This window comes from Streptomyces chrestomyceticus JCM 4735 (genome assembly GCF_003865135.1).
Classification (GTDB): domain Bacteria; phylum Actinomycetota; class Actinomycetes; order Streptomycetales; family Streptomycetaceae; genus Streptomyces; species Streptomyces chrestomyceticus.
The window spans coordinates 4,497,494-4,524,302 of record NZ_BHZC01000001.1; the positions used below are offsets into that span (position 1 = coordinate 4,497,494).

Below are 26,809 nucleotides of genomic sequence, written 5' to 3' on the forward strand. Positions count from 1 at the left end.
TGACCACCCACCGACCTAAGGACCGTCATGCCCGCGACCCGAACGCCCGCGCAGCTCACCGCCGTGGCCGCCAGGCCCCTGGTCAGCGTCGTGGTGCCGTGCTTCGACGAGGCCGCCGTCATCGGGGAGACGCACCGCCGGCTCCGCGCCGTACTGCGCGGCCTGCCGGAGTGCGAGTACGAGGTCGTGTACGTGGACGACGGCAGCCGGGACGGGACCTGGGACCGGCTCACGGCGCTCGCCGCCGCCGACGCGCGGGTCCGGCTGGTCCGGCTGACCCGCAACTTCGGGCACCAGCCGGCCGTCCTCGCGGGCCTGCGCGAGGCGGCCGGGGACGCCGTGGTGACCATCGACGCGGACCTCCAGGACCCGCCCGGCCTCATCGCCGACATGGTCGAACGCTGGCGCGCGGGCTGGCCCGTGGTCTCCGCGCGGCGCACCGGCCGGGAGGGCGAGAGCCGCTTCAAGACCGGCACCGCGCACGTCTTCTACCGGCTGCTGGCGGCGGTCGCCGACCACCCCGTGAAGCTCGACACCGGCGACTTCCGGCTGCTGGACCGCGAGGTCGTCCGCACCCTCACGCTGCTCCCGGAGAGCGAGCTGTATCTGCGCGGCTCGGTGTGCTGGGCGGGCTTCCCCGAGACGAGCCTGGAGTACGGGCGGGGACCGCGGCTCGCCGGGCGGACGAAGTACACGCTGCGCAAGATGGCGGGCCTGTCCCGGCGCGGCCTGCTCGCCTGCTCCTCGGCCCCGGCCCGGGTGCCCGCCGCCGTCGGCCTGGCCTGGCTCGGCGGTACGGCCGTCACCTCGGCCGTGCGGCGCCGCCCGCTGCCGCTCGCCGCGTGGACCTTCGGCTGCGAGGCGGTGCTGCTCGGGGTGCTGGGCGAGTACCTGCTGCTGGTCCACCGCGAGGTGCGCGGCAGGCCGCCGTACGTGGTCCGCCAGCGGTGGGCGGCCGGCGTCCCGGCACCGGCGGAGCTGACGGCCGCCGGCATGGCCGGGCCCCGGGAGGCGTGGACCGCCGGGAGCCCTCGGTGACGGCCGTGAACGGCGACCGGGAGGTACGGGACGCACACCCCGGCGACGCGGACTGGGACGTCATCGTCGTCGGGGCCGGATTCACGGGCCTGGCCGCCGCCCACGAACTCGGCCGGGCCGGGCTGCGCTGCCTCGTCCTGGAGGCCGACGCCCAGGTGGGCGGCCTCGCGGGCACGTTCACCGTCGGCGGCCGGCAGTTGGAGCGCTTCTACCACCACTGGTTCGCCTCCGACACGGGCATCTTCCGGCTCTGCGCCGACCTCGGCCGCGCCGACCTCGTCCAGCGCCACCACGGCCGCACCGGCTTCTACTACGCGGGCGGCATCCACCGCCTCTCCACCCCGCTCGACGTGCTGCGCTTCGCGCCGCTGCCACCCGTCGACCGGCTGCGCCTGGGCCGCTCGGTGCTGCGCGCGGGCCGGGTCCGGCACTGGCGCGAGCTGGAGGCGCTGACCGCCGAGGAGTGGCTGGTCGGGCTGGGCGGGCGGCGGGTCTACGACCGGGTGTGGCGGCCGCTGCTGGAGGGCAAGTTCGGCCCGTACGCGCCCGAGGTCGGCGCCACCTGGATGTGGACCAAGCTGCACCTGCGGGGCGGCAGCCGCAGCCGGTCGGGCCGCGAGGTCCTGCACTACCTGCGCGGGGGCTGCGGCGCCCTGCTGGACGCCTGGCTGCCCCGGCTGGCCGGGCTGGGCGTACGGATACGGACCGGCAGCCCGGTGACGGAGGTGCTGACCGGGCCGGAGGGCGTACGCGGCGTGCGCTGCGGTGGTGAGGTGACGCGCGCCCCGCGCGTGCTGGTGACCTGCGCCCCCGGGCCCGCCGCCGCAATGCTCGACCGGTCCGCGCACCCCGCCGCCCCGGCCCTGCGCCGCCGCCTCACGGCGATCCCGTACCTGGCCAACCTCTGCCTGGTGCTGGAGAACGACCGGCCTCTGTCCGACACGTACTGGCTCAACGTCACCGACCCGCACTTCCCGTACGTCGGCGTCATCGAGCACACCAACCTCGACGCCCCGGAGCACTACGGCGGGCGGCACCTCGTCTACCTGTCCACGTACCTGCCGGCGGACGCCCCGCTCTACCGGATGAGCGACCCGGAGGTCTACCGGTACAGCCTTCCCCACCTGCGGCGGATGTTCCCGGCGTTCCGCACGGAGTGGGTGCGCGCCCACCACGTCTGGCGCGCCCGGTACGCGCAGCCGGTCATCACCCGGCACTACTCGCGGACCGTGCCCGGCGTCGAGAACGGCGTACCCGGGCTCTACCTCGCCGGAATGGCCCAGGTCTTCCCCGAGGACCGGGGCACCAACTACGCGCTGCGGGGCGGGCAGCGCGCCGGCCGGCTGATCGCCGACCGCATCCGTACGGCGGAGCGCCGCACCGCCGGCGCCACCCCCGCCCACCCCATCCACCGGACCGGAGAGGACCATGACTGACCCCCGCGCCCAGCAGGCGCAGCGGACCCGGCAGCCCCGGAGACCGCGGCAGACCCTGTTCAGCGCCGACGACTGCGAGCGGATGCCCGCCCGCCAGGTGCACGACCTCTACCGGCAGTACGTCAGCCGCGCCCAGGTCTCGCTGCTCGGCTCCTTCGGCTTCGGCCAGGACCTGGTCGACCACGCCGAAGGATGCTGGATCACCCTGCGCGACGGGCGGCGCATCCTGGACTTCACCGGCGGGATCGGCGTCCTCAACCACGGCCACAACCACCCCCGGCTGCTCGCCGCGCGCCGCCGCTTCGCCGACCGGCGCGCCATGGAGGTCCACAAGAACTTCCTGTCCCCGTACGTGGCCGCGCTCAGCCACAATCTGGCCCGGCTGCTCCCCGGCGACCTGAACATCAGCTACTTCCCCAACTCCGGCGCGGAGGCCGTCGAAGGCGCCGTGAAACTCGCGTACAAGTACCACGGGGGCCACCGCGGCACCGTGCTGCACAGCGACATCTCCTTCCACGGCAAGCTCCTCGGCGCGGGCAGCCTCACCGCCTCCCCCGAGGTCGACTTCCCGTACCCCGGCCTGCCGGGCACCGACCACTTCGCCTACGACGACCCGGAGTCCTTCGCCCTCGCCCTGGAACGGCACCGGACCGGGGACGGCGGCAGCGACGTGTACGCGGTGGTGCTGGAGCCGTTCAGCGCGTCGAGCGTGCGCGCATGCTCGGCGGAGTTCTTGTACGAGGTGCGCCGGCTCTGCACGGAACGGGACATCGTGCTGATCTTCGACGAGGTGTACACCGGCTGGGGACGGACCGGCACGCTCTTCCACTTCATGCGCCACCCCGGCCTGCTGCCCGACGTCCTGACCACCTCGAAGTCGTTCGGCGGCGGCAAGGCGTCCATCTCCGGCTACGTCGCGCGCGAACCGGTCTTCCGCGCCGCGTACGACAACCTCGCCGACGCGACGCTGCACAGCACCACCTACTACGGCTTCGGCGAGGAGACCGCGACCGCGCTGGAAGCCGTCGCCGTCGCCGTCGAGGACGACTACCCGGCGCGCGCCGTACGGATCGGCGAGCGGCTGGGCGGGGGCCTCACCGCCCTCGCCGCCCGCCACCGCTCCCTGGTGGCCGGCACCTGCGGCCAGGGCGCACTGCACGGCCTGTTCCTCAACGACGGCAACCCCGCACTGGACCGGCTGCTGCGCCTGGTCCCCTCCTCCTTCGTCCGCGACCCGCGGGCCCGCCGCAAGCTCATCACGGCCGCCGTGATCGCCTCTCTCTACCGCGACTTCGGCGTCCTGGCCTACTACGGCTCCAACCACGGCCTGCCACTCATCGCCTCGCCGCCGCTGGTCGCCGGGGAGACCGAGGTCGAGCTGTTCCTCCAGGCTCTGGACTCGGTGCTCCAGCAGGGGGCCGGACGGCTGCTGACCCGCTTCGCCAAGGACGTACTGGCGCAGCAGGTGCCCGTGCGGGGCAAGGAGGCCAGGGAGCAGGCGGTGGCGCGGTGAGCGGCGCGCACGCGGAGAAGGGCAGCCGGATGGCGCGGGCACTGCGCGCGAGCGGACTGCCCCGCCGGTGGGCGGCCCGCTACCCGGCCCTCGCCGGGCCGCGCGCGAGCGCGCGCGCTGCCGCGCATGTCAGCGGGACGCTGGAGCGGCTGCCGAGGTCGTACCGGTTCGGTGCCGAGATCGCGCTGCGGATCGCCGGGCTGGCACTGCGGGGCGCCGGGCCGGCGCCGGCGGGGAGTTCCGCACCCGCCGGGCACGACCGGCTCGCGCGGATCCCCGGATTCGGCCGCTTCCTCGACCTCGTCGACGCCCTCGCGCTGTACGGCGCTCTGGACGGTGAGCGGGACACATGACCCGACGCCGCCCCCCGCCCCGCACCGTCCCCTGTGACGCCCTGGTCATCGGCTCCGGCGCCGGTGGCGCGGTCGCCGCGCTGGAACTGGCGCGGGCCGGCCACCGTACCGTCGTCCTGGAGGAAGGCCCCCGGACCAGCACCGCCGAGATCGCCGCGGCGGCACCCGCCGAGAACCTGCGCCGCCTCTACCGCGACGCCGGGCTCACCCCGGTCTTCGGCAGCCCGGTCATCCCGTACGGCGAGGGCCGCTGCGTGGGCGGCAGCACGGTCGTCAACGGCGGGGTCCTGTGGGCGCCGCCGGACGTGCTGCTGGAGAGCTGGGCGCAGGAGATGGGCACCACCGACTACCGCGCCGGCCGGCTGGCGGAGCACGTCCGTACGGTGTCCGAGCGCCTCGGCGTCGGCGAGCAGCCGCACGGCGACGGCAACGCGGACTCCCGGCTGCTGGCGGGCGCGGCCGACACCCTGGGCTGGCGCTGGGCCGCCGCCCGGCGGGCCGCCCCCGGCTGCCGGCACCGCAACCGCTGCCCGACCGGCTGCCCGAGCGGCGCCAAGCGCAGCATGCTCGTCAGCTACCTCCCGGAGGCCGAGCGGTACGGCGCCCGGATCGTATCCGGGACGCGGGCCGTGCTGCTGCGGCACGACGGCCGGACCGTGTACGGGGTGACGGCCATCGGCGGGTCAGAAGGGGTGGGTGGGACGGACGGACCGGACGCCCGCACCCGTATCGACTACCGCCCGCGCACGGTCTTCCTCGCCGCCGGAGCCGTCGGCAGCGCCCTCCTCCTCCAGCGCAGCGGCATCCACCGCCGCCGGGCCGGGCGCGCCATGGGCTTCCACGTCAACTTCCGCCTGGTGGCCTGCTTCCCGGACCCGGTGCACGCCACACGCGGCACCATCTTCACCGCGCAACTACGGGAATTCGACGGGCTGGGCATCCACCTGATGCCCGCCAACCTCACCGCCGGATCACTGGCGGCGGCCCTCACCGGACACGGCCCCGCGGTGCTGGACACACTGCTGGCCGACCTGGGCAGAGTCGCCGTGTACACGGTGCAGGTACGGATGGCCGGACGCGTAGCCGTACGCCAACTGCGCGGCGGCACCCGGCTTCTGCGGCACCACCTCACCCCGCACGACCACGCCCTGCTGCGCTTCGCGCTCGGCCGGGCGGCGCGGCTGCTCTTCCGGGCGGGCGCCGTGGAGCTCTACCCGCCGTGCCCGGGTGTGCTGCGCTCGGACCGTACGGCGCAGGAGTTCGCCGCCCGGTCGGACCCGCGCGGCTGGAACCTGGTCTCCGTCCACGCCATGGCGTCCTGCCCGATGGGGCGGCCCGCACGCGGCGGGGTGTGCGACCAGGACGGCCGACCGTACGGTTTCACCAACCTCCGGCTGTGCGACGCGTCGGTGCTGCCGGGTCCGGCCGGCATCAGCCCCCAGGGCACGGTCATGGCCTTCGCGCACGAGATCGTCGCCCGCCACCTCTCCTCCGCACCACAGGTCCCCACGAGGAGGCACTGTGACAGCGACACCACCCCCTGACGCCACGGGGCGCCCGCGCGGCCTGCTGCGCCCCGCCGGGCCCGTCGTCGACTGCGACATCGCCGTGCTCGGCTCGGGCATGGGCGGCGCGACCCTGGCGTACGCCCTGTGCGGCACCGGCGCGCGGGTCCTGGTCGTGGAGCGCGGCGACTTCCTGCCGAGGGAATGGCAGAACTGGTCGGCGCCCGACGTCTTCACCGCCGCGCGCTACCGCAACGCCGAACCCTGGTACGACGCCGCGTCCGGCCGGTTCTTCTCCCCGGGCGTGCACTACTACGTCGGCGGCAACACCAAGGTCTTCGGCGCCACCCTGCCACGCTTCCGCGAGGCCGACTTCGGGCCGCTGGAGCACGCCGAGGGCGTCTCGCCCGGCTGGCCGTTCCCGTACGGCGTGCTCGAACCGCACTACGCGCGCGCCGAACGCCTCTACCGGGTGCACGGCGCCCGCGCCGCCGACCCGACCGACCCGTGGCGCTCCGGCGACTACCCCTGGCCGGCCGTACCGCACGAACCCGCCGTCGCCACGCTCGCCGCGTCGCTGCGCGACCAGGGCCTGACCCCGTTCGCCCTGCCCACCGGCGTGGACCTCCGGGAAGACGGCGGGTGCCTGCGCTGCGGCACCTGCGACGGCTTCCCCTGCCTGGTCGAGGCCAAGAGCGACGCCGACGTGTGCGCGCTGCGGCCCGCGCTGGCCTCCGGCAACGTCTCGCTGCTCACCCGGGCCACGGTCACCCGGCTCGTCACCGGCGCGTCCGGGCGGCGGGTCACCGAGGCGCTGGCCCAGTACGAGGGCCGTGAGCTGCGCATTCGCGCGGACCGCTTCGTCCTGGCCTGCGGCGCGGTCAACACGGCGGCGCTGCTGCTGCGTTCGGAGCCCGGCTCCCTGCGTACGGGGCCGGTGCGGACCACGGGCCTGGCGAACGGGTCCGGGCAGGCCGGGCGCAACTACATGGTGCACAACAGCACCTTCCTCATGGCCGTCGCCCCGCGCCACGCCAACGACGTGGTGTTCCAGAAGACGCTGGGCGTCAACGACTGGTACCTGGGCAACGGCTCGCGCGGGCCCCTCGGCAACATCCAGGCCCTGGGCAAGCTGCGTCCCCCGTCGGCGGGCGGACTGTGGCCCCGGACACCGCGCCCGCTGCTCGCCGCCGCCACCCGGCGCAGCTTCGACCTGTACCTCACCAGCGAGGACCTGCCGGTGCCGGGGAACCGGGTGGCCGTCGGCCCCGGGGACCGGATCGAGGTGCACTGGCGGCCGGTGAACCTGCCGCCGCACCGCGAACTGGCGCGCCGCGCCGTACAGATGATGCGCCGCGCGGGCTTCCCCCTGATCCGCACCCGGCGGATGGGCATCGCGGTCAACTCGCACCAGTGCGGCACGGCGGTGGCCGGGGACGACCCGGCGGCCAGCGTCGTCGACCCGGGGTGCAAGGCCCACGAGCTGGACAACCTCTGGGTCGCGGACAGCTCCTGGTTCCCGTCGTCGGCGGCGGTCAACCCGGCGCTGACGATCGCCGCCAACGCGCTGCGCATCGCGCCGGGCGTGGCGGGGGTGCCGGAGGAGACGTACGGCATCCACGCGGCCGGTACGCCCCGCGAGGCCGGTGCGGCCCGCGCCGCCGACACGGCGCGCGGCGGCTCCGGGGACGGAGGGACCGCGGGCCCATGATCGTCGACCACGCCTACGAACTGATCACCGACGACGTCTTCCTGCGCCTGCACGGGCTGCTGCCGCACGCCGAACTCTTCCTCAAGCTGGAAGGGCTCAACCCGGCCGGATCGGTCAAGCTCAAGACCGCCACCGGCCTGGTCGAGGACGCCGAACGCCGCGGCCTGCTGCACCCCGGCGGCTCGCTGATCGAGTCCTCCTCCGGCAACCTGGGCATCGCCCTGAGCGCCGTCTGCGCGGCCAAGGGCTACACCTTCACCTGCGTCACCGACCCGCACGTACCGCGGCAGAGCGTCGCGCTGATGCGCGCGTTCGGCGCCCATGTGTGCGTCGCGGACACCCCGGACGGCAACGGCGGCTACCTCGGCAGCCGGATCGCCCTGATCCGCAGCGCCCTGGACCTCGACCCGTCCCTGACCTGGCTCAACCAGTACGCCAACGCCGCCAACCCGGCCGTGCACGCGGCGCGCACCGCCGCCGCCGTGCTGCGCGAGATCCGCACCGTGGACTACCTCTTCGTCGGCGCCGGCACCACCGGCACCGTCATGGGCTGCGCCGCGCACTTCCGCCGCCGCTCGCCCCGGACCACCGTGGTCGCCGTGGACGCCGCGGGCTCGGTGACCTTCGGCGGCCCGCCCGGCGCCCGCCGCATCCCGGGCCTGGGCACCAGCCGGGTGCCGGAGCTCTGCCGCCCGCGCGCCGTGCACCGGGTGGTCGCCGTACCCGAGCGGGACGCCGTACGGATGTGCCGCCGCCTCGCCCGCTCCCACGGCCTGGCCGTCGGCGGCTCCACCGGCTCCGTGCTCTGCGCCGTCCTGCGGCTGCGGTCCGGCATCCCGCCGGGCGCCCGGGTGGTGGCGCTCTCCGCCGACCTCGGGGACCGCTACCTGGACACCGTGTACGACGACGCCTGGGTCACCGAGCACTTCGGCGCCGCGGCGGCCGGCCGCCCCCGGACGCCCGGCACCGCGCAGTCCGCCCCAGAGGAGGTGCGTTGAATGAACCCGCCCACCGCGAACGCCGCCCTGCCCCCCACCGCGAACGCCGCCCCGGCTCCCACCGCCCCGGACCGTGACGACGGCCTCCAGGATCTGTACTGGCCCCCCGTCCACCCCTTCCGCTCCCTCGACCCCGCGCTCGTCCGCTTCCTGGCCGCTCCCCCGCCCGCCCAGGCCGCCCACCTCGCCCGCCTGCGCGCCGACCCCGAGGCCCACGGCCGCTTCCTCCACGACCACCTGGCCACCCTCTACGCCCAGTCCTTCGGCTACCGCGACGGACCGGCCGCCCACGCCCCCGACGACGACCTGGAGATCGCCCTGTACGCGGCGCGCACCCGGCTGGAACACGAGTTCCTGACGTACGGCTGCACCCCCGCGCCCGTACCGGCCCTGCGGAACCAGGAAGCGGCCGCCGACCACCTGGAAGCGCTGGCCGCCCGCAACCCCGGCGCCTCCCACCCCCTCTTCCGCTTCCTCGCCACCGACGCCTCCCGCGAGCAGATCGAGTACTTCCTGCGCTGCGAACTGATCCGCAACGAAATCGTGGACGACGAGGTCGCCCTCCTCGTCGTCGGCCTCCAGGGACAGCAGAAGGCCGTCGCGGCGGCCAACCTGTGGGACGAGTGCGGGCGCGGACGGCTGGAGAACTTCCACACGTACTGGCTGCGCCGCCAGCTCGGCTCCCCCGCCGGGTGGGAAGCGCTGGCCCGCTACCGCGGCGCCCACCCGTGGTTCGCCAAGCCGACATCGAACCTCTTCGCCGCGCTGCTGCTGCGCCCGGCGCGCGTACAGGCCGCGTACGGCTGCTTCCTCGTCTTCGAAAGCTGGGTCGAACCGCACTTCACCCTCCTGCTGGAGGGAATGACGCGGGTGGGCATCCACGACGACGACATGCGCGTGTACTACACCGCCCACACCCGTATCGACCCCCGCCACAGCCGGGAACTGTGCGACGGCCTGCGCGCCCAGCGCCCCCGCCTCACACCCCCGGAGGTACGGGCTGCCCTGTACGGCGCGCACCTCGCGGTCGACACGGGCGTGCGGCAGTACGACCGCATCCTGCGTCACTTGGAGACCATGGGCCCGCGGAGCGCGCACGCACCGCGGCCCCAGGACCACTGAGGCCGGCTGCGATCGGAGGACACATGACGGACCCGGACCGGAGCGCCCACCAGCAGGCGGGGGCGGCCGACGCGGTACTGACCCTGCCCGGCACGATCCTCACCACGCCCGGACCCGGCCGGGCGAACGGCGGTCCCGGCGGCCCCGGCGGCTGCACCCTCGGCCTCGACATCGGCGGCACCTTCGTCAAGTCCGCGCTGGTCGCCGCCGACGGCACGGTCCGGCACGAGAGCCGCTGCCCGACCCGCAGCGCGGACGGCCCCGACGCCGTCCTGCGCGCCGTCCTCGACCACGCCGCCGAGACCCTGGCCGTGGCCCGCGACGCGGGCGAGGACGTCCGCGCGGTGGGTATCGCCTCCTGCGGGCTGGTGGACGAGGACGCGGGCACCGTCGTGTTCTCCGCCTCCATCCAGTGGCGCGACCTGCCGCTGCGGCGGCTGGCGGCCGAGCGCCTCGGACTGCCGGTCGCCCTCGGGCACGACGTACGGTCCGGCGGCCTGGCCGAAGCGCGGCTGGGCGCCGGGCGCGGCCACCGGGTCGTCCTGTTCGTGCCCGTCGGTACGGGGGTGGGCGGCGCGCTGCTGCTGGACGGGAAGCCGTTCCCGGGCAGCCACTGGCGCTCGGCGGAGGTCGGGCACGTCGTCACCCGGCCGGACGGCGACGCGTGCCCGTGCGGCCAGCGCGGCTGCCTGGACACCATCGCGGGCGGCGTCGCCGTGGCCCGCCGCTACAACCAGCGGTGCGGCGCGCTGCCCCCGGTCTCCGGCGCCGAGGAGGTGGCGCGGCGCGCGGCGGCCGGCGACCCGGCGGCCGTGCAGGTGTGGGAGGAGGCGGCCGACGCGATGGCCCAGACGCTGCTGACGGCGGTCACCCTCTTCGACCCGGCCGTCCTGGTGCTGGGCGGCGGGCTCAGCCAGGCGGGCGAGCAGTTGCGCGCGCCGCTGCGGCGCGGCCTCGAACAGCGGGCCGCCTTCCAGGCGCTGCCCGAGATCGTCTTCGCCCGGCTGGGTGAACGGGCGGGCCGGACCGGCGCCGGACTGCTGGCCTGGGACCTCCTCCACGCCCACGAAGGCGTACGGACATGAGCGGCCACGGCCGGGCACAAGCGGTCGCGCCCGTGCCCGTACGCGGGCACAGCCCGCCCCAGCCGCACACCCGCGTCGGCTGCCGACCCGGCCCTGACCGGCCGCGCGGCCCCCGCTGACCAGGTCTGCCCGCGGCGCGGCGGAGGTGGGGGAAACGGGCATGTACACCGCAGTGGGCGCGGCGGACCACCCCCGGAGGCCGTCCATCGGGTTCGCTCTTCCCAGCCGGGTTCTCCTCCCCTGAAAGGGGCCCGACCATGAAGCACCCCGCCCCCGGAGCCGGTCCCGCCGGCTCCGGAGCCCCCCACCCCGCCGCCACCGCCGGAACCGGCCCCCACGCCGGGTCCGGCGGCCCGGCCCACCACCTCGTCGAGGGCCGCACCATCGACGCCGTACCGGAGACCGAACGGCACGGCCGCCCCCGTGACCTGTTCGCCGTCTGGTTCGCCGCCAACATCAGCCCGCTGACCATCGTCTCCGGCACCATCGCCCCGCTCGTCTTCGGCCTCGGCCTGTGGCCCGCCGTCGCCGCCGTGACCCTCGGCAACCTGCTCGGCGGCTTCCTGATGGCCCTGCACGCGGCGCAGGGCCCGCGGCTCGGCGTCCCCCAGATGATCCAGAGCCGCGGCCAGTTCGGCAGTCACGGCTCGCTGCTCGTCACGCTCGTCGTCGTCTTCATGTACGCGGGCTGGTTCGCGTCCAACCTGGTCATCGCCGGGCAGGCGCTGAACCGGTCGGTGCCCGCCGTGGACACCTCCGGCTGGCTGGTGCTGTGCGCGCTGGCCGGGCTGGTCGTCGCGGTCGTCGGCTACCGCCTGATCCACCGCGTCGGCCGCTGGGCCACCGTCGTCACCCTCGCCCTGCTCGCCCTGTGCGCCGTACGGGTGTTCCTGACCCCCGGCGTCCTCGAACGCGCCACGAACGCCACCGGCTTCACCCTCGCCGGCTTCGTCGGCATGACCGCGATCGGCATCCTGCTCCAGATCACCTACGCCCCGTACGTCTCGGACTACACCCGCTACATGCCCGCGCACGCCGCGTCCCGCCGCTCCACCCTGTGGTTCACCTACTGGGGCAGCGTCCTGGGCAGCGTGCTGCCGATGTTCCTCGGCATCGTCATGGGCATCGCGGTCGCGGACGACGCGATCGCCGGACTGGACACCGTGCTCGGCGGCACCCTCTCCGCCGTCGTGCTGTGCTCCTTCGCCGTCATCGTCGTCCACGTCAACTCCATGAACCTGTACGGCACTTCCCTGTGCCTGGTGACCGCCGCCCAGACGTTCCGGCACACCTGGCTGCCGGGCCGCCTGACCCGTACGGCGCTGATCGCGGGCCCGCTCGCCCTCGGCCTCACCCTCGCCCTGGCCTTCCAGGACACCTTCCTCGCCTCGTACACCGACTTCCTGGCGATCCTCCAGTACGTCCTGATCCCGTGGACCGCCATCAACCTCGTCGACTACTACCTGATCCGGCGCGGGAACTACCACGTACCGTCCTTCTTCGCCCCCGGCGGCGGCGTGTACGGACGCATCAACGGCCCCGCCGTCCTGGTCTACGCCGTCAGCTTCGCGCTGGAGATCCCCTTCATGCACACCTCGGCCTACACCGGGCCGGTCGCCTCGGCCCTCGACGGGATAGACCTCTCCTGGGCCGTGGGCCTGGCGGTCCCCACCGTCGCGTACTGGTTCATCGCCCGCCGCCGCACCGCACCCGACCTGCTCCCCACCACGGCCCCCGCCCTCCCCCAGGAAGGCTCCTGACCATGTCCACCATCCCCGACTTACGCGCCGAGGCGGCCCGCCTCCTGCACACCAACCGCTATCTCACCCTCGGGACCGCCGGACCCGACGGCACCCCCTGGGCCGTCCCCGTCACCTACGCCTGGGACGACGCGGACCACTTCTACTGGTGGTCCGCGTCGGACGCGGTGCACTCCCGCAACATCGCCGCCAATCCCGCCGTCTCGCTCCTGGTCTTCGACTCCCAGGTGGCCGACTCCGAGGCACAGGCCCTCTACGGGGAAGGCACCGCGCACGCCCTCGCCCCGGCCGACCTGCCGTCGGCCCTCGCGGTCTTCTACGCCCGCCGCTACCCCGACCCCGCCGTCCGCGCCCGCCGGGCCCGCGAACCCGCCGAGTTCCAGGACGGCTCCCCCAAACGCTTCTACTGCGCCACCGTCCACGCCTACTCGGCCCTGACCCCCGACCCCCACCCGGTCCACGGCAACACGGTGCCCCACCGGGTCACCTTTCCGTTCACCACGGCGTGGGCGAAGGCGTACGAGCCGGGGTGAGGCGGAGGATCAGAACCCCACGAACGGGCGTCGCCTCACAGGCACTTACGCCGCCAGGTGAGCAGCCCCGCCAGCGCGATCGGCCCGAAGACGGCGGCCTTGACGGCCAGCTTCGTCGACAGCCACGCGAAGCCGGGCGCCCACAGCCCCAGCCACCAGGCCAGCAGCAGGGCCAGGCCCACCACCAGGACGGCACACACCACGGACACCGCTATGCGGGCCGCCCGGTTGCCGAGCTGTTCCGCACTCTCCCCCTCGCTCATGCGTGTGATTCTAGGGACGAGGGGTGACCCGTCGCGGGCTCAGGTGGTGATCTTGCCAAGGATGTCCGGATGGCGTCGGCCGTGCCGCGTAGCCGCTTCGTACGTGGCCCCGACCCGCAGGACGGCCAGGTCGGCGCGCGGCGGGCCCACGATCTGGAGGCCCACCGGGAGGCCGCCCGGGGTGAAGCCCGCCGGTACGGACAGGGCGGGCACGCCCAGGACGGACACGAAGTAGGCCGAACGCATCCAGTCGATGTAGGTGTGCTGCGGCTGCCCCTCGACCGTGTCCGGGTACTCCGCCGCCGCGTCGAACGGCGCGACCTGGGACACCGGCGCCAGCAGCACGTCGTACCGGGTGAAGAAGTCGACAGCGCTTCGGTACAGCCGCGCGCGGCAGACCGTGGCACGGGCCAGGTCGGGGCCGGTCAGGCGGCGGCCCTGCTCGATGTTCCAGGCGAGACTCGGCTTCAGGGCCTCGGGGGACGCGTCGAGCGCCGCGCCGAGCGCGAGGTCGAAGTGGTGGGCCCGCAGAATCCGGAACACGTCGTCGGCGCCGTCCAGGTCCGGGCAGTCCTCCTCCACCCGGCAGCCCAGCCGCCGGAACACCTCCGCCTGCGGCTCCAGCACCGCCCGCACCTCGGCGTCGACCGGCACCCGGCCGCCCAGATCGGGCGTCCAGGCCACGCGCAGCCCGGTGAGGTCCCGCTCCAGCGGCTCACGGAACGGCGCTCCCGGCCCCTCCAGACTCACCGGGCAGCGCGGGTCGGGCCCCGCCATGACCGAGAGCAGCAGCGCGGCGTCGGCGACCGTACGGGCCATCGGGCCGGGCACGGTCAGCGTGTCCCACGGGTTCCACGCCGGGTACGACGGCACCCGGCCGGGGGTGGGGCGCAGCCCGACGACGTTGCAGAACGAGGCGGGGTTGCGCAGCGAACCGCCCATGTCGGAGCCGTCGGCGAGGGGTTGCAGCCCGGCGGCCAGCGCGGCCGCCGCACCGCCGCTGCTGCCGCCCGCCGAGCGGGTGAGGTCGTACGGGTTGCGGGTCACGCCGAAGACGGGGTTGAAGGTGTGCGAACCGGCGCCGAACTCCGGCACGTTGGTCTTCCCGATGCGGACCGCCCCGGCGGCCTGGACGCGCTGGACGAGCAGTTCGTCCTCGTCGGGGACGGTGTCGGCGCGCAGCGGCGAGCCGTACGTGGTGCGCATGCCCCGGGTGAGGTGGGTGTCCTTGAAGGCGATGGGCAGCCCGTGCAGGGGCCCGGCCGCCCCGCCGCGCGCCAGGTGCTCGTCGGCGGCCGCGGCGGCCGCCATCGCTCCTTCGGGGTCGAGGGAAACGATGGCGTTCACCTGCGGGTTGACGCGCTCGATGCGGTCCAGGTGGGCCCGTACGACCTCTCGCGCGGACACCTCGCGGCGGCGGATGCGGGCGGCGAGGTCGGTGGCGTCGGTGAAGGTGAGGCCGGTGTCGGTGTCGGCACCGGTGGGCCCGGTGCCGGTGCTGGCTCCGGCTCCGGCTCCGGCTCCGGCTCCGGCTCCGGCTCCGGCTCCGGCGAGATCGTTGTCACCACTCATACCCGCAACCCAACACCGTCCATCAGCGCCCCCACCACCCCCCGGGCCCGCCCGACGGCGTCCTCGTCCCCCGTCCGCACACCGCGCGCCCACGTCTCCGCGGCGTCCAGCGCGGCGAGCGCCGGCAGCGCGTACCGCTCCGCGTCCGTCAGCTCCCGCCCGTAACCGCGCAGGAAGGCGGCGCGCAGGCCCGGATCGCGCAGGCACGCGCCGTACGCCACCCGTACGAGATCCTCCGCCGCGCACCCGAGCCGCGCCTGCGCGAACCCGGCGAGCGCCAGGCGCCGGCCCGCCGCGTCCCACAGGAAGTGGTGCGCGCCGACGTCGCCGTGCAGGAAGCCCGCGGGCAGCGGCGGGAGCAGGTGGAGCACCGCGGCCCGGTCCAGAATGAACCGCCGCTCCGCCGCGTCCAGCACGCCCGCGTCCGACAGCTCGGCCACCTGCGCCTCGGCGGCGGCGTGCCGCTCGGCGGCCCACCGGTCCACGCCGCCCACCGGGCCCGCCGCGCCTCCCGGGCCGCACGCGTCGTGCAGACGGCGCAGCAGCCCGCCCGCCTGCCGGTACACCTCCGTACGGTCGGCACGGCCCGGCGCGGCGTCGGACACACCGGTCCCCGGCGCGGCGGTGAGCAGCAGCGCGAGACGGCCCGGGTCGCTGTCTACGAGGACCGGCGCGTGCGCGTGGCCGAGGGCGGGGACGGCGTGCCGGTACGCGTGCGTCTCGCGCGTGTAGCGGTCCGGCGTCGGCGCCACCTTGAGGAAGAACCGGGCCGCGTCCGCGCGCGTCAGCTCCCACACCCGCGCGCCGGTCCGCTGCCGCGAGACGTCGCGCACCTCGGTGATCTCACCGCCGGCCCGGCTGCGGGCCCAGGCGACGGGGTTCGGGACGGTTGGCACAGTTCCTCCTCGGTTGACGCCGGTTCGGACGGGTGCTCGCAGAACGAGGCCCGCGGACCGTTCGTCACGGTCCCACGCGGGCGCCCTCTCGGTCGAAAGTTCGACCAGACCGTCAACGCGCTGCCCGGCACGGGTCGTGCGCGGCACGGTTCACCCGGCCGTGGCCGGCCACCCGATCCGGGGATTGCGGGCCGCCGACGGACTGCCGACGCACTGCCGGATGGCTGGAAGTCGGCAGCGGCGGGACGGTCACCACCCTACGGAGTTGTACAGTTGCGCAATCCAGCAACTTAATCAGCGCTGCGCGGGAGCGCACCGACCCGCCGGGGGGATCCCCATGCCAGGCACCGACTCCCTACGGACCGAGGTGGACGCCGCCTTCGCGCACGCCCTCGGCCAGGCACTCGACTCCCCGGAGCTCGGAGAGGCGCTGCGCCGCACCCCGGGAGCCGCCGACCGCGAACAGCTCCGCACCCGGGCCCACCGGGAACGCGACACCCTCTGCGCCGCCGCGGCACCCGAGTACGAGACGTACGCCCGGCTACGCTCCGCGAACGCCGCGCCGCCTCCCGACGCGGAGTCCCGTACGGCCGCGGACTCCGGCGGCGGCCTGCTGCCCGCCCTCGGCGTCCTCGTACCGAGCCTGGGCGCGGTGGCCGCCGTCCTCTTCCTCGCGATCGGCTTCGGCATGCGGCTGGTCGGCTTCCACCGGCAGTTCGCCGACGAGCTGGTGTACGCGGGCTGGCTCGCCGCGGGCATCGCGGCGGCGGCGACCGTCGCCGGTCTCGCCTGGATGCTGGTGACCGCGGCCCGCAACCGCTCGGCGGACGGCGCCCCTGGCGCCGATGCCGCTACCGGGGACCTGGATCCCGAGGTGGCGCAGGCCCGCGCGGCCTGGCAGCGCGCACTACTGGAGCGCGGCATCCTCCCGTTCCTCCTGAACCACATCCGCACCCAGGAGGAGACACACACCACCCCGCCGGCAGCCCCGACACCCCGCACCCGCCCCGGCTACTCCGCCCCCGAATACGGCAGCCCGGAGTACGCCAGCCCCGAGTACGCCAGCCCGGGTTACGGAAGGCCCGCCTACGGGAGCCCGGCGTACGAGAGTCCGGATCGCTAGGGGCGATCCGAGTTATCCACAGGGCTGGATGTGAGCCACGCCACAAAGGCACTATGGGTACATGACCAGGGCCACCGGCCGTGCGCCGTCGGGTCCGCCGCAGCCGTCGCCGCGGCGGTACAACGCCGTGCTGCGGCTGTACGACGCACCCCTGCGCCGGGACTGGGCGTTCTGGCTCACCGTCGGCCTCGCCGTCATGGTGGCGTTCAGCATCGGCACGAGCCAGGAGCAGTCGAGCGGCCTGCCCCGCTGGCTGGACACACTGCTCGCGGTGCTCACCTTCACCCTGCTCTTCGGGGTGGTCCCCGCCTGGATCCGGCTGGGCATCCGCAGGTGGCGGTGGGGTGAACGGCCGAGCGACCCGAAGCCGTCACCCGTCGCGGCCCCGAACCCGAGCCCGCCCCTGAACCCGGGCACATCCCCTCCCCGAACCCGGGCACATCCCCTCCCCCGCACACCGCCACAGCCCCTCGCACCACCGAGCCCCCTCGTGCCACCCCTCCCCCACACACCGCTACGACCCCGCCCCAGACCCCGCACACCACTCCACCCCCACGCTCCACCCCCGCCCCACGCACCACCCCAGCCCCCCACACCGACCCACCACCCCCACGCACCCCCACCCCACCGAGACGCACGCCCCCACCGCCGCCCCACGGCCCCGCCCGCCCCGAGACCGCGTACCCGACGGCCCCCGATCCCCTGGCCGCCGCCCGCCGGGGCTTTCCGCACCCCGTGGCGCGGACCGTGCACGAGATGCAGCGGGCGCACACCGCCAAGGACCGCCACGAGGCGCTGCTCGAAGCCGGTGAGACGCTCGCCGCCACCGTCGCCGTCACCGCGGCGGGACTGCTCACGGCACACGGCGCCGGGGAGCGCAACCTCGCGGAACTGCGCACCGCCCTCGCCGGCACGGGCACCACCTTCGGCACCTGGACGGTGTGGCTCCACCACCTGTGCCGGGTCGCGCGGGAGCGTACGGACGTGGTGCCCGGCCTCGCGGAGGCCCTCCGGGACGACGCCGAGATGGCGGCCCGGCCGGACGATCCCGGGCTCGCCCAGTTCCTCGACCGTCTCAAGGGCGAACGCAACCGCACCTCGCACGGCGACAAGCCGCGGACGCAGGAGGAAGCCGCCCTGCGCGTCGCCGAGCACCGGCTCACCCTCGAACAGGCGCTGATGTCCGCCCAGTTCCTCACCGGACTGCCCTGGCTGCTCACGGTGTCCTGCGCCTACCAGCGCCGTACCGGCACGTTCGAGGTCGTGGCGGACCACCTGATGGGCGACCACCCGGACTTCGACCGGATGACCTTCTCCTGCCCGGCGCCGGTCGCCGACGACACGGTGTACGTCCTCAGCCCGGCGGGCCCGGTCGCCCTGTCGCCGTTCGTCGCCAGCCTGTACTGCCCACAGTGCGGGCGCCGCGAGATATGCCACGCCAACAACGCGGGACGCCGCAACCGCCCGGCGGCCTACAAGAGCTTCGGCCGCGGGCACGTCATCCCGTACCCCGAGCTGGACGAGGAGATAGCCGCCCTGCCCGGGTCGCGGCCGTCACCCCGTCCGGGACGCCGTACCCCTTAGCTCGTAATGGGATTCATTTTCATATAGCCTCGTCCGGAACCGGCACCGGCACGGGTCCGCGCCCGCCCACGGCGGCGCGGCACCACCGCGTGCCCGTCAGCACCCCCGCGCCCAGGAGAGGTTCCCGGACCATGGCCGTTCCCAAGCGGAAGATGTCCCGCAGCAACACCCGCCACCGCCGCGCCCAGTGGAAGGCCCGCACGCCCGCCCTGGTCCCGGTGACCGTGGACGGTTCCGTCTACCAGGTGCCGCGCCGCCTGGTGAAGGCGTACCGGCTCGGCCTGCTGCGCCCGGAGGACTGACCGCCCATGACCCCGTCGCCGCCCCCGGCCGGCCCGCTGCCCGTCACCGTGCTCTCCGGATTCCTCGGCGCGGGCAAGACCACGCTGCTCAACCACGTCCTGCACCACCGGGCGGGGCTGCGCGTCGCCGTGATCGTCAACGACATGAGCGAGATCAGCATCGACGCCGCGCTCGTCCGCGGCGGCCGGGCCGCGCTGTCCCGCACCGAGGAACGCCTGGTCGAGATGGTCAACGGGTGCATCTGCTGCACCTTGCGCGACGACCTCCTCGAAGAGGTCGCCCGGCTGGCCCGGGAGGGCCGCTTCGACCACCTGCTCATCGAGTCCAGCGGCATCTCCGAGCCGCTGCCGGTGGCCGCCACCTTCGCGTTCCCGCGCGACGACGGCGCGACGCTCAACGACCTCGCTCGGCTGGACACCATGGTCACCGTGGTCGACGCCGCGAACTTCCACGAGGAACTGGCGGGCGGCGACGGCCTCGCCGAGCGCGGCCTCGCCCCGTACGAGGACGACGAGCGGACCGTCAGCGACCTGCTGGTCGACCAGGTCGAGTTCGCCGACGTCATCGTGGTCAACAAGCTCGACCTGGTGGACGAGGCGCGGGCCGCCTGCCTGCGGGCCGCCCTCACCCGGCTGAATCCGGCGGCCCGGATCGTCCCCGCCCGGCACGGCCGGGTGGCGCCCGCCGAGCTCCTGGGCACCGGCCGCTTCGACCTGGAGCGCGCCCAGCAGGCACCCGGCTGGGTCAGGGAGCTGAACGGCGACCACGTACCGGAGACCGAGGAGTACGGGATCTCCAGCACGGTCTTCCGCGCCGCGCGCCCCTTCCACCCCGGCCGGCTCTGGACCTTCGTCACGGAGGGCATGGACAGCGGTGCGTACGGGGAAATCCTGCGGTCCAAAGGTTTCTTCCGGCTCGCCGGGCGCCCGCGCGTGACCGGCCTGTGGTCGCAGGCGGGCTCCGTCGCCCGCTTCGAGCCGACGGGCGTCCACGCCCCGGACGGAGACGGCCGGGACGCCCCCGCCGGGAGCGGGGACGCCCAGGAGCTGGTCTTCATCGGGACCGGGCTGCGGGCCGCAGCCCTGCACGCCGCCCTCGGGGACTGCCTCGTCACGGACGCCGAGACGCGTACGGAGGCGTACGGCGCCGACCCGTTCCCGGCCTGGGACACGTACGGCGTGGACGACGGCTGCGACCACGAGGGCGAACCGGCGTGGGCGGGCGGCTGACCCGACAGCGCGCCGCCGTGCTGCGCGTCCTGGCCGGGTGCCAAGACTTCGTCTCGGCACAGGAGTTGCACCTGCGCCTGGACGCCGCCGACGTACCCGTCGGCCTGTCCACCGTCTACCGGGCCCTGCACGCCCTGGAGCGGACCGGACAGGTCGACGTCGTACGGGACGAGGCGGGCGAGCGCCTCTACCGGCCGCGGCCCGCCGACGGGCACCGCCACTACCTGCTCTGCCGCCGCTGCGGCCGCAGCCGCCCGCTGGACTCCGACGTGGTGGAGCGCTGGGCGGAGCGGGTGGGCGCGGAGAGCGGCTTCAGCGCCGTCGAGCACACCGTGGAACTCAGCGGCATCTGCGCCCGCTGCACCGGGGCACGCGCGTAATTCCGTAGCCCATGGCCACATGCTCCGGGGGCACGGGCTACGCGGCCCGTACCGCGATGCGCCCGGCGCCGGGCGGCGGGAGACTCGAAGAGGGGGCGCGCATCCCGGGCGAATCCGCGGCCGATCCGCCGCGCATCCGCGACAAGGGGGGGAAGCGGCGAGGAAGGAAAGAAGGCGCCCGCCATGACAGCCACCACCCACACACCGCATCCGCACCACACCCACGAGCACGGCACCGGCTGCGGCCACGTCGCCGTACCCCACGACGATCACGTCGACTACGTCCACGACGGCCACCTCCACCGCCCGCACGGCGACCACGCCGACGAGTGCGAGCCTGCCGCCCACACCGTTCACGAAGGTCACGCCCACGACCACCGCCCCGGCTGCGGCCACGTCTCCGTACCGCACGGCACCCATGTCGACTTCGTCCACGACGGCCACCGGCACGCGGCGCACGAGGACCACTGGGACGACCACTGAGACGCGGCCCGCGAAAATTTCCCGCCCCACCGGCAACCCCCGCGACTCCCGCACGTCGTGACGGGTGAGGGCGCCGTCCGGCGCCGTCCCGCCGATCGTGGAGCAGCCATCGTGAACGACTCTCGTACCTCCGCCTCGTCCTCCTCGTCCGCCACCTCGTACGCGCTGTCCGGCGGCGCCGGGCGCGGGGCCCGCCGCAGGGTACGGAGCGCCGTGACCGCCGGGCTGCTGGTCGCGGTCGCCCTGCCCGCGCTCTCCCTGACCGGTACGGCACACGCCGAAGAGCGGACCCCGCAGGCGAGCGCCCCCAGCGCCGCCCCGGAGGCGGGCCGCACCGCCCCCAAGCCGGTCCCCGAGACGAGCAGTCCGTCCGCCTCGCGCCCGAGCGCCGAGCCCAGCCGCGCGCCGCACCCCGTGCCGAGCGCGAGCAGGGTGCCCGGCCAGGGCTCCGGCGGCACCGATGCCGCCCAGCCGTCCGGCGACTCCTCCGCGAAGCCCGCCCCCGCGCCCTCGCACGCCAAGAAGGACGAACTCGCCGAGACCGGCACCTCCACCACCACCAACGTGGCGCTGGGCGCCGGAGCCGCCCTGTTGATCGCCGGGGGCGGTGGTGCCGTGTACGCCGCCCGCCGCCGCAACAGCGCCGCCTGAGCCACCCGCAGCGCCACCGACGGCCGAGGAACCGATGGAGTTCGCCGCCGCGTCCCTCACCCCGGCACGGTCCGCCGTGCCGGGGCCTTGGCGCGCCCTGCGCCGGCGCCTGCTCACCCGCGCCACGGCGCCGCAGCACGTGGACGGCCCGGCGCCCGCCCAGCGGTCCGCCGCCCGGACCGGCCCCACCGGCCCCGTCGGCCCCACCGCGCACCTCCCCGGCGACGGCCCGGCCGCCCGCCTCCCCGACGAGAGCCCCACCATCACGGACCTCTACCACGCCCACCGGCTGTCCATGGTGCGGCTGGCGGTGCTGCTGGTGGACGACCGGGCGACGGCCGAGGACGTCGTCCAGGACGCGTTCGCGGCCCTCTACAAGCGCCACGGCGAACGCCTCGACGAGGTCGACAACGCCCTCGCGTACCTGCGTACCGCCGTGGTCAACGCGGCCCGCTCGGTCCTGCGGCGCCGGCGCACGGCCCGCGACTACACACCCCCGCACGAGACGGACGCGCCCTCCGCCGAGGAACGCGTCGTGCTCGACGAGGAGCACCGCGAGGTCCTCGCCGCCCTCGGCCGCCTGACCACCCGCCGCCGCGAGGTCCTCGTCCTGCGGTACTGGGGCGAACTGACCGAGGCGCAGATCGCGGCCACGCTGGGCATCAGCCGCGGCGCGGTGAAGTCGATCGCCAGCCGCGCGCTGGACTCCCTGGAGAAGATGCTGGAGGCGCGGCCATGACACCGCACAGCCCAGGGGCCGGGCCCGCTCCCGGAGATCCCCGGGAGCCCGGAGACATCCGGCAGCCCGCAGAACCCCGACAGCCCGGTGCCCCCCAGCAGTCCACGGACGCCCACCCCGTAGAAGCACGGCTGCGCCTCGCCCTCGCGGCCCGTGCCGACCAGGTCGATCTCCGCGACCTCCGGCCCGCCGCACCCCCCCGCCCTCCGCACCTGCGCCGCGGCCCGTTCCTCAACCGACGGCTGCGGCGCCTCGTCCTGCCGCTGACGGCGGCGGCCACCGTGGCCGCCGCCGCGGTGGGCTACCTGGTCCTGGCCCCGGACACTCCGGTCTCGCCGCGCCCCGTGCCCGCGGCCACGCCCCACCCCGTACCGCCCCGCCCCACACCGACCGGTCCCGAATCCGCCGAACCCACCCCCACCCCGTCGCCCCCCGCCGGCGCGGCCACCTCTTCCCCTCCGAAGCACTCCCCGTCACCGGGCCTCACCGCGCGGCCCGGCGCGTCCGTTCCGAGCGCGGCCTCTCCCGGCCCGAGTGGCGGTGCCACCCCCTCGAAGGCCCGGCGGCAGACGTCCTCGCCGCCCCCGGCCGGGACGGGCCGTTCGGCGACGGTGGTGCCCGACACGCGGCCATCGCGGCCGTCGGGCCGGGCGGCGGACCCGAGCAGCGCATCCAGGCATTGAGGGGCGCGCAGCCAGACACACGCGCCTCGCCGTACGCACGTACTACGACTGCGCGTACGGGCGGGACGGGAGGGGGACTCGGGAACGGGACGGACTTAGCACTCCCCCCGCCCGTCGTCCGCCCGGCGCGACGACCAGTACTCCGATCGTGTCGAATTCCCCCACACCCCATCCTTCACGGACTTTGCGGAATTCGGCCTTCTTTACGCCCTGCCGCGCCCGCCCGCCCCGCCCACCGCACCCCGCCGAACGCTCAGTTCCAGCCGTCCTCGGACGTACGCCGCGCCACTTTTCCCGGGGCGGCGGCCGCCTTCCGGCGCCGGGAGCGGCCCTTTCCCGACCATGGCCGCGCGGGACGCGCGCCACCTCCCCGACGCCGCCCGTCAGCCGCCTTCTTCCCGCCCCACTCCGGAAATGCCCCTCTTTGCCGTCTTCGCTCTCCGGCCGCATGGCTGCGCCCGGAGCCGGTGGCCCGGTAGGCTTTCCGTGTGATCTTCAAGCGCATCGGAAATGGGCGGCCGTACCCGGACCACGGCCGGGAAAGCACCCGCCAGTGGGCGGACGTCGCCCCTCGTCCGGTACGCCTCGACCAGTTGGTGACGACCAAGCAGCAGCTCGACCTGGAGACGCTGCTCGCCGAGGACTCCACCTTCTACGGCGACCTCTTCGCCCATGTCGTGAAGTGGCAGGGCGACCTCTACCTGGAGGACGGGCTGCACCGCGCCGTGCGCGCCGCCCTCCAGCAGCGCCAGGTGCTGCACGCCCGCGTCCTGGAACTGGGCTGACGTACCGGCCGGCCCACCCGGGACAGGCGGTCCGCGTACGGGGCCGCGGGCCCCGCAGCCGCCGTCCGACACGGCCCGCCACCTGATCGGCGCACGGTATTGGCCCTTTCGGGTGGGCCTCACGACGCGTATTGATCATTTGATAGGCACGGGACCGGCCCCGCACTACGCTGCGAACATGAGCATGCTGACGCCCCCTGGCATGGGCGGTAAGAAGTACCGCATCACGGGCGACAGATATCCACGGATGCGCCGCCCCCGTCACCGCCGGCGGATCGCCCTCGCGATCACCGCCGCCGTCTGCGCCCTGGCCCTGGCCGGCTGGGGCACGTTGCAGCTCATCGACGTCTTCGGCGGCCGGGGCGGTACGGCCCAGGCCGCGCAGGACAAGAAGAAGTGCCCCGACAAGGGCGGGGACGGCACGAAGCCGGCCGGCGCCATGGCGGCCGGTACGGGCAAGTCGCTGCCGAAGCCCGCCGACGTCACCGTCAACGTCTTCAACGCGACCGCCCGCGGCGGACTCGCCAAGACGACCGCGGACGAGCTGAAGAAGCGCGGCTTCAAGGTCGGCAAGGTGGGCAACGCCCCGCCCGCCTACGACAAGAAGATCAAGGGCACCGGCGTACTGCTGGGCGCGCAGACGACGTCCGAGGGCGCCCAGAAGGTGCTGGGCACGCAGCTCGCCGGCGCGGAGCCGAAGACCGACACCCGTAAGACGGGCGACGTCGATCTGCTCATCGGCGACACGTTCAAGGCGCTGGCCGAGCCGGCCGCGGCCCAGAAGGCGCTCACCGCGCTGACGGCGCAGCCCAAGACGGACCCGCGCTGCCGCAAGTGACCGGCGCGGGCCGAGCGCCCGGCCGGGACGGGCACCGGCCCAGGGACGAGCGCCCGCCCGGGACAAACACCCGGCCCGGACGCCCACCCGCCTCCGAGGAGCGGCGGCCTCAGCCCGCCGTGCCGTACATCCGGTCGCCCGCGTCACCCAGGCCGGGGACGATGTAGCGGTCGGGGTCCAGGCACTCGTCCACGGCCGCCGTGACGACCGTCACCGGCGCGCCGGCCAGCTCGCGCTCCATCACCTCGACGCCCTCGGGCGCCGCCAGCAGGCAGATCGCGGTGACGTCGTCCGCACCGCGGTTGATCAGCTCGCGGATCGCCGCGACCAGCGTGCCGCCGGTGGCCAGCATCGGGTCGACCACGTACACCTGGCGGCCCGAGAGGTCGTCCGGCATCCGCGTGGCGTACGTGTGGGCCTCGTACGTCTCCTCGTTGCGGACCATTCCCATGAAGCCGACCTCGGCCGTGGGCAGCAGCCGGACCATGCCGTCCAGCATCCCCAGACCGGCCCGCAGGATCGGTACGACCAGCGGGCGGGGGTGGGACAGCCGCACTCCGGTGGTCGCCGTCACCGGGGTCTCGATGTCGACCTGCTCGGTCCGCACATCGCGGGTGGCCTCGTACGCGAGCAGGGTGACCAGCTCGTCGGCGAGACGCCGGAAGGTCGGGGAATCGGTGCGCTTGTCGCGCAGGGTAGTGAGTTTGTGCGCCACCAGCGGGTGGTCGACGACGTGGATCCGCATGACATCGACAGTAGCCGAGGTCACGGGCGCCGGTGCCCGCCCGTCCGTGCCGTGCGGCCCGGAGAGCGATTCCGTTCCCGTTGGCATCGAACCACCGGTCCGGGGGAAAGTGGGCACAAACGCCCGGTACGCAGCACCGGTGCCGGGCACGGACCTCGTCCCAAGGCGGTGTACGGCGTGCCCGACGGGAATGGGAGCGGCAACGGACGCGGTGCCGGGCGCGGTACCGGACGCGGCGCGAGCGGCAGTAGCGGGACCGGTGGGCGCGGCGAAGGCTCCGCGAACCCACGCCGGACCGGCAGAGGCGTCGGCTCCCGCCCCGTACGACCGCCCCGGGCAGCCCCCGAACCCCAGAAACCCCGGGAAACAGCGGGCCGGACGGCAGACCGGGCACCTGACCGGACCCCGGACCAGCCCCCGGCCCCGCGCCCGTCCGCGAAGCGCACCGCACCCCCGCTCATGACCCCGGCCACCGACCCGCCCGGCAAGCCGGCCACCACCCCTGCACCACGCCCCTCCACCCCTCCCGACACAGACGCCCCCGCCGACCCCGTCGACGAAGGCGCCACCGGCGGCGAGAACGACGCGGCACGCCGACGGCGACGCGCCCAGTTCCTGCGCGAGCTCAACGAGGCCAAGGAGCTGCGCGACCGCGTCCAGCCGCGCCGCGCCCGGGCCGCGCGGATGCGGCAGGCCATGAGAATGCGCACGTTCCGCTGGTAGCCGAACGTCACTTTTGCCCCATCAGAACCTCTCGTCCCACAAGACGTGAGCCACATCTCTCATATCGCCCGCACGACGCAACGCCGAAGACCCCGCGCAATCGCGTTGTTTCTGCCACGATTCCGATGGGCGGGGACCTGCGGCGCCGAGGCGCCGCCCCGTCCGGCCCGGCACGCCTATGACCAGTGGGAGAGTCACGGTGTACTTCGCCGCACTGCTCGCGCGCACCGAAGACGGGTGGGAAGCGAGCGACACGGAGCTCGACAATGTGGAGACCCTGACCGATCTGGCCGACCTGGCCCGTGAGGCCGCGGTCGACGACGACACGGTGGTGGCATACATCGAGCAGGAAGGCACGTGGTTCGGCGTCGTCCGTGTGGACGGCGAGGACGATCCACGGATCTTCGTCTCGAACGCCGCCGCCGCTGCCCGCAGCTCGTACGGAGCGATGCTCACCGACGAACTGCTCGGCCGCGACGAGGACGGCACCGACGACCTCGACAGCCTCGACCTGGACGGTACCGAGGACGGCGAACCCGACCCGGCGGACGGTCCGGGCGAGGGCGACGGGACGGCGGCGGCCGCCGGCGCCCCCGCGCCACCGCCGGGACCGCTCGGCGACCCGGGCCTGCTGACCGACCTGGGCATCGGCGACAAGGAGCTGCTCGCGCTCGACACCGACGCGCTGTCCGAGATCGCCGACGCCCTCGGCTGCACGGATGTCCTGGAGGCCGTGAGGTAACCCCCGTCACGGACAC

At 74.7% G+C, this 26,809-nt stretch carries 29 protein-coding genes; 24 read left to right on the forward strand and 5 right to left on the reverse strand.

Annotation, left to right across the window (positions count from 1 at the left end; translation table 11 throughout):
- Positions 1–27: 27 nt before the first annotated feature.
- The 11 genes from EJG53_RS43375 (at position 28) to EJG53_RS19210 (ending at position 13,054) form a co-directional block, all read left to right on the forward strand.
- Positions 28–1,038: a glycosyltransferase family 2 protein gene (locus EJG53_RS43375; RefSeq protein ID WP_125045870.1), complete on the forward strand. Its 1,011-nt coding sequence runs from the start codon at positions 28–30 to the stop codon at positions 1,036–1,038.
- Positions 1,035–2,474 carry an NAD(P)/FAD-dependent oxidoreductase gene (locus tag EJG53_RS19165; RefSeq protein WP_218041923.1) on the forward strand — a complete coding sequence of 480 codons (1,440 nt, stop codon included), beginning with the start codon at positions 1,035–1,037 and terminating at the stop codon, positions 2,472–2,474. The genes EJG53_RS43375 and EJG53_RS19165 overlap by 4 nt, the downstream gene beginning before the upstream one ends.
- Before the next feature lie 82 nt (positions 2,475–2,556).
- Positions 2,557–3,987, forward strand: a complete 1,431-nt coding sequence (locus EJG53_RS19170) for an aspartate aminotransferase family protein (RefSeq protein WP_125049449.1) — start codon at positions 2,557–2,559, stop codon at positions 3,985–3,987.
- Entirely contained in the window at positions 3,984–4,340 is a 357-nt protein-coding gene (locus tag EJG53_RS19175; RefSeq protein WP_125045871.1) for a hypothetical protein, read from the forward strand. Before EJG53_RS19170 ends, EJG53_RS19175 begins: the two co-directional genes overlap by 4 nt.
- Positions 4,337–5,884, forward strand: coding sequence for a GMC family oxidoreductase N-terminal domain-containing protein (locus EJG53_RS19180; protein ID WP_125045872.1), 1,548 nt, complete (start codon positions 4,337–4,339; stop codon positions 5,882–5,884). Before EJG53_RS19175 ends, EJG53_RS19180 begins: the two co-directional genes overlap by 4 nt.
- Positions 5,862–7,556 (forward strand): GMC oxidoreductase, encoded by a 1,695-nt coding sequence (locus tag EJG53_RS19185; protein ID WP_125045873.1) that lies wholly within the window; start codon positions 5,862–5,864, stop codon positions 7,554–7,556. The genes EJG53_RS19180 and EJG53_RS19185 overlap by 23 nt, the downstream gene beginning before the upstream one ends.
- A complete protein-coding gene (sbnA, locus tag EJG53_RS19190) occupies positions 7,553–8,554 on the forward strand; it encodes a 2,3-diaminopropionate biosynthesis protein SbnA (protein WP_125045874.1) in 1,002 nt (333 codons plus the stop codon). Before EJG53_RS19185 ends, sbnA begins: the two co-directional genes overlap by 4 nt.
- Positions 8,555–9,676 (forward strand): iron-containing redox enzyme family protein, encoded by a 1,122-nt coding sequence (locus tag EJG53_RS19195; RefSeq protein WP_244955220.1) that lies wholly within the window; start codon positions 8,555–8,557, stop codon positions 9,674–9,676.
- 23 nt (positions 9,677–9,699) lie between these two features.
- Positions 9,700–10,761 (forward strand): ROK family protein, encoded by a 1,062-nt coding sequence (locus EJG53_RS19200; protein ID WP_125045875.1) that lies wholly within the window; start codon positions 9,700–9,702, stop codon positions 10,759–10,761.
- 257 nt (positions 10,762–11,018) lie between these two features.
- Positions 11,019–12,521: a purine-cytosine permease family protein gene (locus tag EJG53_RS19205; protein WP_125045876.1), complete on the forward strand. Its 1,503-nt coding sequence runs from the start codon at positions 11,019–11,021 to the stop codon at positions 12,519–12,521.
- A 2-nt stretch (positions 12,522–12,523) separates the two neighbouring features.
- Positions 12,524–13,054, forward strand: a complete 531-nt coding sequence (locus EJG53_RS19210; RefSeq protein ID WP_125045877.1) for a pyridoxamine 5'-phosphate oxidase family protein — start codon at positions 12,524–12,526, stop codon at positions 13,052–13,054.
- 35 nt (positions 13,055–13,089) lie between these two features.
- Here EJG53_RS19210 and EJG53_RS19215 read toward each other — a convergent pair whose 3' ends face one another.
- The 3 genes from EJG53_RS19215 to EJG53_RS19225 are packed head-to-tail and all read right to left on the reverse strand — an operon-like array spanning position 13,090 to position 15,785.
- On the reverse strand, positions 13,090–13,317 hold the full coding sequence (locus EJG53_RS19215; protein WP_125045878.1) for a hypothetical protein: 228 nt from the start codon (positions 13,315–13,317) through the stop codon (positions 13,090–13,092).
- Positions 13,318–13,356: 39 nt separating this feature from the next.
- Entirely contained in the window at positions 13,357–14,889 is a 1,533-nt protein-coding gene (locus EJG53_RS19220) for an amidase (RefSeq protein WP_125045879.1), read from the reverse strand.
- A complete protein-coding gene (locus EJG53_RS19225) occupies positions 14,886–15,785 on the reverse strand; it encodes an aminoglycoside phosphotransferase family protein (RefSeq protein WP_167515137.1) in 900 nt (299 codons plus the stop codon). Before EJG53_RS19225 ends, EJG53_RS19220 begins: the two co-directional genes overlap by 4 nt.
- Positions 15,786–16,122: 337 nt before the next feature.
- Between EJG53_RS19225 and EJG53_RS19230 the strand changes: the two genes are divergently transcribed.
- Positions 16,123–16,908 carry a hypothetical protein gene (locus tag EJG53_RS19230; protein ID WP_125045881.1) on the forward strand — a complete coding sequence of 262 codons (786 nt, stop codon included), beginning with the start codon at positions 16,123–16,125 and terminating at the stop codon, positions 16,906–16,908.
- Positions 16,909–16,959: 51 nt separating this feature from the next.
- Here the strand turns inward: EJG53_RS19230 and EJG53_RS19235 are convergent, their stop codons facing one another.
- Positions 16,960–17,325 (reverse strand): hypothetical protein, encoded by a 366-nt coding sequence (locus EJG53_RS19235; RefSeq protein WP_125045882.1) that lies wholly within the window; start codon positions 17,323–17,325, stop codon positions 16,960–16,962.
- Positions 17,326–17,655: 330 nt separating this feature from the next.
- On the opposite strand from EJG53_RS19235, the gene EJG53_RS19240 reads away from it, so the two are divergent.
- The 10 genes from EJG53_RS19240 (at position 17,656) to EJG53_RS19285 (ending at position 24,583) form a co-directional block, all read left to right on the forward strand.
- Positions 17,656–18,492 carry a hypothetical protein gene (locus EJG53_RS19240; RefSeq protein ID WP_154806383.1) on the forward strand — a complete coding sequence of 279 codons (837 nt, stop codon included), beginning with the start codon at positions 17,656–17,658 and terminating at the stop codon, positions 18,490–18,492.
- A 131-nt stretch (positions 18,493–18,623) separates the two neighbouring features.
- Positions 18,624–18,794 (forward strand): 50S ribosomal protein L32, encoded by a 171-nt coding sequence (rpmF, locus tag EJG53_RS19245; protein ID WP_030018017.1) that lies wholly within the window; start codon positions 18,624–18,626, stop codon positions 18,792–18,794.
- Between the two features lie 6 nt (positions 18,795–18,800).
- Positions 18,801–20,024, forward strand: coding sequence for a GTP-binding protein (locus EJG53_RS19250; RefSeq protein ID WP_125045884.1), 1,224 nt, complete (start codon positions 18,801–18,803; stop codon positions 20,022–20,024).
- The gene (locus tag EJG53_RS19255; protein ID WP_125045885.1) at positions 20,009–20,404 is read left to right on the forward strand and encodes a Fur family transcriptional regulator; all 396 of its coding nucleotides are present in this window, start codon (positions 20,009–20,011) and stop codon (positions 20,402–20,404) included. The genes EJG53_RS19250 and EJG53_RS19255 overlap by 16 nt, the downstream gene beginning before the upstream one ends.
- A 183-nt stretch (positions 20,405–20,587) precedes the next feature.
- Positions 20,588–20,887 carry a hypothetical protein gene (locus tag EJG53_RS19260; protein ID WP_125045886.1) on the forward strand — a complete coding sequence of 100 codons (300 nt, stop codon included), beginning with the start codon at positions 20,588–20,590 and terminating at the stop codon, positions 20,885–20,887.
- A gap of 111 nt (positions 20,888–20,998) precedes the next feature.
- Positions 20,999–21,538, forward strand: a complete 540-nt coding sequence (locus tag EJG53_RS19265; RefSeq protein ID WP_167515138.1) for an LPXTG cell wall anchor domain-containing protein — start codon at positions 20,999–21,001, stop codon at positions 21,536–21,538.
- 34 nt (positions 21,539–21,572) lie between these two features.
- Positions 21,573–22,277, forward strand: a complete 705-nt coding sequence (locus EJG53_RS19270) for an RNA polymerase sigma factor (RefSeq protein WP_174856428.1) — start codon at positions 21,573–21,575, stop codon at positions 22,275–22,277.
- Positions 22,274–22,960 carry a hypothetical protein gene (locus tag EJG53_RS19275; RefSeq protein WP_125045888.1) on the forward strand — a complete coding sequence of 229 codons (687 nt, stop codon included), beginning with the start codon at positions 22,274–22,276 and terminating at the stop codon, positions 22,958–22,960. The genes EJG53_RS19270 and EJG53_RS19275 overlap by 4 nt, the downstream gene beginning before the upstream one ends.
- 488 nt (positions 22,961–23,448) lie before the next feature.
- A complete protein-coding gene (locus EJG53_RS19280) occupies positions 23,449–23,745 on the forward strand; it encodes a type II toxin-antitoxin system VapB family antitoxin (RefSeq protein WP_003986294.1) in 297 nt (98 codons plus the stop codon).
- A gap of 178 nt (positions 23,746–23,923) precedes the next feature.
- On the forward strand, positions 23,924–24,583 hold the full coding sequence (locus tag EJG53_RS19285; protein ID WP_125045889.1) for a LytR C-terminal domain-containing protein: 660 nt from the start codon (positions 23,924–23,926) through the stop codon (positions 24,581–24,583).
- A 109-nt stretch (positions 24,584–24,692) separates the two neighbouring features.
- Here the strand turns inward: EJG53_RS19285 and upp are convergent, their stop codons facing one another.
- Positions 24,693–25,328 carry a uracil phosphoribosyltransferase gene (gene upp, locus EJG53_RS19290; RefSeq protein WP_030018025.1) on the reverse strand — a complete coding sequence of 212 codons (636 nt, stop codon included), beginning with the start codon at positions 25,326–25,328 and terminating at the stop codon, positions 24,693–24,695.
- A gap of 459 nt (positions 25,329–25,787) precedes the next feature.
- On the opposite strand from upp, the gene EJG53_RS19295 reads away from it, so the two are divergent.
- Both EJG53_RS19295 and EJG53_RS19300 read left to right on the forward strand, forming a co-directional pair.
- Positions 25,788–26,051, forward strand: a complete 264-nt coding sequence (locus tag EJG53_RS19295) for a hypothetical protein (protein WP_125045890.1) — start codon at positions 25,788–25,790, stop codon at positions 26,049–26,051.
- Positions 26,052–26,229: 178 nt separating this feature from the next.
- Positions 26,230–26,793, forward strand: a complete 564-nt coding sequence (locus tag EJG53_RS19300; RefSeq protein ID WP_244955221.1) for a tRNA adenosine deaminase-associated protein — start codon at positions 26,230–26,232, stop codon at positions 26,791–26,793.
- Positions 26,794–26,809 lie beyond the last annotated feature (16 nt).